6 protein-coding genes are annotated in these 6,359 nt (G+C 64.0%); 3 read left to right on the top strand and 3 right to left on the bottom strand.

Annotation, left to right across the window (positions count from 1 at the left end; genetic code table 11):
- Positions 1-231: 231 nt before the first annotated feature.
- From HUK65_RS17785 to HUK65_RS17775, 3 genes are all read left to right on the top strand, one after another.
- A complete protein-coding gene (locus tag HUK65_RS17785; protein WP_179907605.1) occupies positions 232-648 on the top strand; it encodes a VOC family protein in 417 nt (138 codons plus the stop codon).
- Positions 649-1,227: 579 nt separating this feature from the next.
- On the top strand, positions 1,228-1,368 hold the full coding sequence (locus tag HUK65_RS17780; RefSeq protein WP_179907604.1) for a hypothetical protein: 141 nt from the start codon (positions 1,228-1,230) through the stop codon (positions 1,366-1,368).
- A gap of 55 nt (positions 1,369-1,423) precedes the next feature.
- Positions 1,424-2,584: an MFS transporter gene (locus HUK65_RS17775; RefSeq protein ID WP_179907603.1), complete on the top strand. Its 1,161-nt coding sequence runs from the start codon at positions 1,424-1,426 to the stop codon at positions 2,582-2,584.
- On the opposite strand, the gene arsJ is transcribed toward HUK65_RS17775, so the two are convergent.
- The 3 genes from arsJ to HUK65_RS17760 form a co-directional block, all read right to left on the bottom strand.
- A complete protein-coding gene (gene arsJ / locus HUK65_RS17770; protein ID WP_179907602.1) occupies positions 2,571-3,818 on the bottom strand; it encodes an organoarsenical effux MFS transporter ArsJ in 1,248 nt (415 codons plus the stop codon). The genes HUK65_RS17775 and arsJ overlap by 14 nt on opposite strands.
- A gap of 66 nt (positions 3,819-3,884) precedes the next feature.
- A complete protein-coding gene (locus tag HUK65_RS17765; protein WP_179907601.1) occupies positions 3,885-4,916 on the bottom strand; it encodes an ArsJ-associated glyceraldehyde-3-phosphate dehydrogenase in 1,032 nt (343 codons plus the stop codon).
- A gap of 5 nt (positions 4,917-4,921) precedes the next feature.
- Positions 4,922-5,767, bottom strand: coding sequence for an arsenate reductase/protein-tyrosine-phosphatase family protein (locus HUK65_RS17760; RefSeq protein ID WP_179907600.1), 846 nt, complete (start codon positions 5,765-5,767; stop codon positions 4,922-4,924).
- Between the last annotated feature and the right edge of the window lie 592 nt (positions 5,768-6,359).

Genomic DNA, 6,359 nt, shown 5'->3' with positions numbered 1-6,359 from the left:
GCAGGATCGTCGCCGCCCTGGGCGACGAAGCTGCCCAGGCGCTTCAAGTCACGCTCGACGCCACGTCGCTGGCGATGACGGATTTCAAGCAAGAAACGGGACCGGGTGGCGCCGACCTGAACAGTGACGATCGGTCATGACCGGAGGTGATTGCGTGATACTCTCCAGATGGCGATCGCAGGTGAAGCCGGGCGCAACAGGAAAGGTATCCTCTGACAAGGAACACGCGACATGATCAGCTATGTCACCGTCGGCGCTGACGACATTCCGCGCGCGAAGCGGTTCTACTCGTCATTCCTGCCTGCTCTCGGCTACGGGATTGAGGAAGGCCCGGAGGGCCTGAGTTATGCCCTCCCCCAACGTCCGGGGCAGCCTGCCGTCTCACCCGAGTTCTACGTCAAGCCGCCCTTCGACGGGCGCCCGGCATCAGTCGGCAACGGCGTGATGACGGCATTTCAGGCCCGAAGCCAACGGGAGGTCCGCGACCTGCACGCAGCCGCGCTTGCAGCCGGTGGCCGGGACGAGGGTCAACCGGGATTCCGCGACGCCTACGGCGCCCATTTCTATGTCGGCTACCTCCGTGATCCACAAGGCAACAAGATTGCGCTGTTTTCCAATGATCCGGACGCACCAGGACGAGACGGGTAAGTCACCATCGCAAGGGCATGAAGCTGCGATCTGGACCGCTGAGCCCAGATTGGGGATGCGTTTGCTCGGAGACTATCTCTTCGCGCTCATCCACACCATCAATGTCGCGAGAATGGCGCGTTTCCGGAAACCGGAAACGGCAGCTATCGCTTCAAGGCCAGCTCCGGGACGACGAAGAAGAAACGGAAGCAAGCACCAGCAGTGATGCGATCATGACACGTAGAACACACCCACCGGGTGGGTCAGTCCGCAGTGTCGATCAACGCTTGCAACAGCCACTGACGGCAGGTGGTGTTGACAAAACTATATTTGTAGTTATTTTTATCTCATGACACCAGATTTAGATGCAGGCACACTTGCAGCTCTTGGCCATGAAACCCGGCTGTCGATCTTTCACCTGCTGGTGCAGGCAGGCGATTTCGGGCTGCGGGGATGTGATGCCGAGGGCCATCCGGGCAGGGCGGCGTCACCCCTTGTGCATCTCCCCGCGCTGACTGATGCAAGGCTGGTCCGGCAGAACAGACAGAGGCCCGAGGCATCTCACCCTGCCGAGTATCCGGCAAAACGGCTATTGCTGGCGTGACCGCACGCCCGACCCAGATGGCGATGGCAATCCGGGCGCAGGACGGTGCCCGCGCCCTTGCACCGTCAATCGCCCCGTCATTGGGCCGGACGCTTGCATCGGGCCTGCTGTTCCAGTTGCGGAAGGGCATGGCATGACGGGTGGCGATGGCGCGGGTCCGGTCGCCGCAGAATTCCTGAAGTGCCAGCAATCATGATCACCAGGCTCTCTCCTGCGCGGCGCGGCGGGATCGTTACCGCGCTGGGGACATCGCTGACCATCAGCTATGCCTCAAGCTACTATATTCCGGCGGTTCTGGCCGTGCCGATGGCCAGAGAGCTGGAGCTTTCGCCGATCTGGGTGTTCGGAGCGTTCTCGATGGCGCTGGTGGTGGCGGCGATCATCGGCCCCTGGGCCGGGGCGCGGATCGACGGCGTGGGCGGGCGCGGCGTACTTATGCTGTCAAACCTGGTCTTTGCCGCGGGACTGGTGGTGCTCGCCATCGCACCATCGCCCATGGTCCTGTTTGCAGGATGGGGCATCATCGGCCTTGGCATGGGCATCGGTCTGTATGAGGCGGGCTTTGCGACACTGACGGGGATCTATGGCAAGGATGCACGCGCCCCGATCACCGGCATCACCCTGATCGCAGGCTTTGCCAGCACGGTGGGGTGGCCGCTTTCGGGGCTGATGCTGGCAACATGGGGTTGGCGCGAGGCCTGCATCGGATGGGCGCTGATCCATCTGCTCCTGGCGCTGCCGCTCAATGCCTGCCTGCCGAAGGGGACCGAAACACCGGCCATGCGGGCGGCGCCAGTCCAGGATGGCCCGCCGCCCTCGCCCATGGCATTCGCCCTGCTGTCCTTTGTCTTCGCCGCCACGTTGTTCAACGCCGCCGCCATGGCGGCCCACCTGCCGGGGCTGCTGCAGGCTGCCGGCGCCAGCGCGGCCATGGCCATCGCCGCAGGCGCGCTGATCGGCCCGGCGCAGGTTGCCGCGCGTGTGCTGGAGTTCGGGTTGCTGCGCCGGTTCCATCCGCTTGTCTCGGCCCGGGCGGCGGCTGCAGCGCATCCTGTCGCAGCAGTGACACTGCTGAGTTTTGGCGGCCCCGCGGCCTATGTCTTTGCAGGCCTGCACGGGGCGGGGAACGGGATCATGACCATTGCCAAGGGGACACTGCCCCTGGCGCTGTTTGGAGCGGCCGGATACGGGCAACGCATTGGCTGGCTCAACGCCCCCGCGCGTATCCTGCAGGCCGCAGCGCCGCTGGTCTTTGGCGCTGCGCTGACCCTTTGGGGGTTGCATGCGATATGGCTGACCGCCGGGATCGGGCTACTGACCACGGGCGCGCTGTTTCTGCTCAGACGGAGCTGAGCTGCCGCGCGGCCAGCCAGCTGGCAAGGGCCATCACCCCGGCGACTGTCAGGCACAAGGTCAGGCCGCCAAGCTGGAAACTGAGCCCCGACAACAGCGTGCCGATCAGCCGCCCCGCGGCATTGGCCATGTAGTAGAAGCCCACATCCCGGGTGATCCGATCCGCGGCGCCAAAGGCAAGGATCAGATAGGAATGCACCGAGGAATTGACCGCAAAGACAAAGCCGAAGAGCATGAGACCCCCGATCAGAGTGGTTGTCAGCCAGTCGGCAGGGGCACCGGCAAGCCAGGTTGCGCCGGCCAGCACGAAGGGGATCGGCACCAGCCACCCGGCCCAGAGGACAGCCATGCGCACCATGTCGCCCTCGGGCAGCGCTCTGGCGCCAAGGATGCGCGGCGCGAGGGCCTGCACCGCGCCATAGGCGATGATCCAGAGAGCAAGAAAGCCGCCGATCAGGAAGAAGGCCTCGCGGCGCCCTTCGGCGGTGCCATCCGAGAGAACCGCCTGGAAATAAACCGGAATGCCGACCACGAACCACACATCGCGGGCGCCGAACAGGAACATGCGTGCCAGGCTGAGGCGATTGATGCGCGGATCACCCGACCGCCAGCCCGCCCATGTGTCGGCCCCTTTCATCCGCCCCGGCAATCCGGTCGGCAGGAACAGGACGACCGCGGCCAGGATCACCGCCAGCACCCCCGCCATGCCCCAGACCGCCGCCTGAAACCCCGCCATCGCCAGAAGGGCCGCCCCCAGGAAGAAGCCCAGCCCCTTCACCGCGTTCTTGGACCCGGTCAGCGCAGCAACCCAGCGGAACAATCCGCCACCATGGTCCGGGGCCAGAAGCTTGACAGCAGATTTCGAGGACATCTTGGCCAGGTCCTTGGCCACGCCCGACACCCCTTGCACCGCCATGACGAAGATGACCGAAGCGGTAAGGCCCCATGCCGGATCCATCTGCGCCAGGGCTGCAAGGGCCGCAATCTGCAGCGCCATCCCGCCATAGAGCGTGGCAGCGAGCCCGAAGCGCGCCGCCAGCCAGCCAGCCGCAAGGTTGGTCACGATGCCCGCGATTTCATAGAGCAGGAACAGATAAGCCAGCTGGATCGGCGTGAAGCCCAGCGTGTTGAAATGCAGCAGCACCAGCATCCGCAACGCGCCATCCGAAAGCATGAAGGCCCAATAGGCCGCCGTCACCGCGATATAGGCGCGCAGGGGGTTTGTGGTGCTCATGTTCCGGCCTTCCGACCCGTGCCCGACAGGCGGGGGCTGTCTGCCCCCGCACCCCCGAGGATATTTCTACAAGGATGAAGAGGGGCGTGCGGCAAGTTCGTGGCCGATCATGCGGGTGATGTCCGCCAGCCGACAGGCATAGCCCCATTCATTGTCATACCAGGCGTAGACCTTCAGCTGCGTGCCATTGATGACCATTGTCGAAGGGCCGTCGATAATGCCGGAGCGCGGGTCATTGGTATAGTCGCAGGACACGAGGGGGCGGGATTCAAAGCCGAGGATGCCGCTCAGCGGGCCCTCGGCGGCGGATTTGAGCAGGGCGTTGACTTCCGCGGCAGAGGTGGCGCGTTCCAGTTCGAAGACACAATCGGTCAGCGAGGCATTCAGCAGAGGGACGCGCACGGCGTGGCCGTTCAATCGACCCTTGAGCTCCGGGTAGATCAAGGTGATGGCCGTAGCCGAGCCGGTGGTGGTGGGGATCAGGTTCATCAGGGCCGAGCGTGCGCGGCGCATATCCTTCGCGGGACGGTCAACGATGGTCTGGGTATTGGTGACATCATGGAGGGTGGTGATCGATCCATGCCGGATGCCGAAGTTTTCGTGGATGACCTTGACGACCGGGGCGAGACAGTTCGTGGTGCAAGAGGCGGCTGTCACGAGGTCTTGGGACCCGTCATAGAGGTGATGGTTCACCCCGTAGACCAGATTCAGCGCGCCACCATCCTTCACCGGTGCACTGACCAGCACTTTCCGTACCCCCGCTGCGTAATAGGGTGCGAGCCGGGCCGCAGTCCTGAACACGCCTGTGCAATCGATCACCAGATCGACGCCGAGGGCGGCCAGCGGCAGGCCTTCGATGGATTTTTCATGCGTCAACCGGATGGGTTGACCGTTCAGCACCAGCGCACCGTCTGCGGCCGCCACGGTGCTGTGCCAACGGCCGTGGACCGAGTCGAACTCCATCAGCAGCGCGTGCTGTTCGGCATCGCCCGCAGGATCATTGAGCAGCACGACCTCCCCCCCTGCGCCGGAATCGATCAGGTTGCGCAGGACGAGCTTTCCGATCCGGCCGAGGCCGTTGAGAGCGATGCGTGTCATGGAGATCAGACCCTTTTGCCTATGTCATTCTCGGTGCCGATCGAATCGACACGGGATTGAAGGGAGATCCGGCTGAGCCTTTCGAAGGGCAGCGCGACAAAGGCCATGATCCTGCGACGGAGTGCGCCGTAGGTTCGCGCGAATGCCTGCGCCTTCTGCGCGCGATCTCCTGTGGCGCCCGCCGGATCGGACACCCCCCAGTGCCCCATCATGGGATGACCTTGCCACGGCGGGCAGTCTTCGGCAGCTGAGAGGTCACAAACGGTGAAGACGAAATCCATGGCGGCCGCGCCGGGCCGCTGAAACCCGGAGACATGCTTTGCCTGGAGGCCCGCGATGTCATGCCCCTGGTGCGTGAGCACGTCCAGCGCAAGGGGATTGGGTGCCGCGGTCGGGCGCGTTCCGGCTGAATGCGCCCGGAACCGGCCTTGTCCCAGGTCGCGCAGGAGCGCTTCGGCCATGATCGATCGGGCGGAGTTGCGCGAGCAGATGAAGAGCACATTGAATGGTGCACCATCACCCGGACCGGTCCTGCGGGCAGCGCACAGAGGCGAGAGGAGATCGGGGCGGGCACGTCCCACATCAAGGGCAAGATAGCCGATCAGCGCCTCGGCGGTGCCAAGATCAACGGCGTAATAGAGTGACCGACCCTGACGCGTCACGCCAACAAGCCCCGATGCGACGAGCCCGGCCAGATGATGTGAAAGCGTATTCGGCTTGAGGCCAAGCGCGCTTGCGATCTCGGTGGGGCGCACGCCGTGCGGAGCGAAACGCATCAGCAGTCTGAAAACGGAAAGTCGGCCCGGATGGCCGAGCGTGGCAAGGGCATTGCTGGCGTCATTTAATTCCATATTTCATGTATATTCGAAATAATAGCTGTGTCCAGTGCGAAGAAGTGCCGAACCGCAAATGCGAATCCGTTCGACGCACCGAAATGCGGTTTCCGGCACTATGCGGGTATGCAGTCCGTGTGTCTGGGACTTGCGACAGGATGTCACTGCCGATCCATGCACCATCCGCGCCGAACACAGGCAGCCGGACGCCCTGAACAGATGGGGCAAGGCGACCTGCCCCGAAGTGCAGCCGTTCGAGGGTTTGCAGCGCTGCACACGGAGCAGGTGGACATCGGCCATGGAGATGAAGCCGCCCGTTTCGCCCCGATTGCGGAACACTGCCATCTGGCTACCCCCCAAGAACAGGATGTGAGCCAACAATATCACGGAACCGCACCGCGTAGCGCCACACGGCAGCCCCCGGCCTGAAACCGTGCACGCGGACTTTCGAACCGGTGGTCCGGGTGGCGAAAGCGATGCGGCGGCACGCCAAGCAATGGGTTGAACTCGGCACCGGGACCCGGACCTCGCCTCTCAGAGTCCGATTCATAATGGTCTGAATGATTTCAGGTTCTTGCGATGAGGCGGGTGAGGCGACGGATGTGGGCGA

The sequence above is a fragment of the Rhabdonatronobacter sediminivivens genome (assembly GCF_013415485.1).
Classification (GTDB): Bacteria; Pseudomonadota; Alphaproteobacteria; order Rhodobacterales; family Rhodobacteraceae; genus Rhabdonatronobacter; species Rhabdonatronobacter sediminivivens.
Note: the sequence above shows the minus strand (reverse complement) of the source record. Positions and strands in the feature narration are given on the sequence as shown.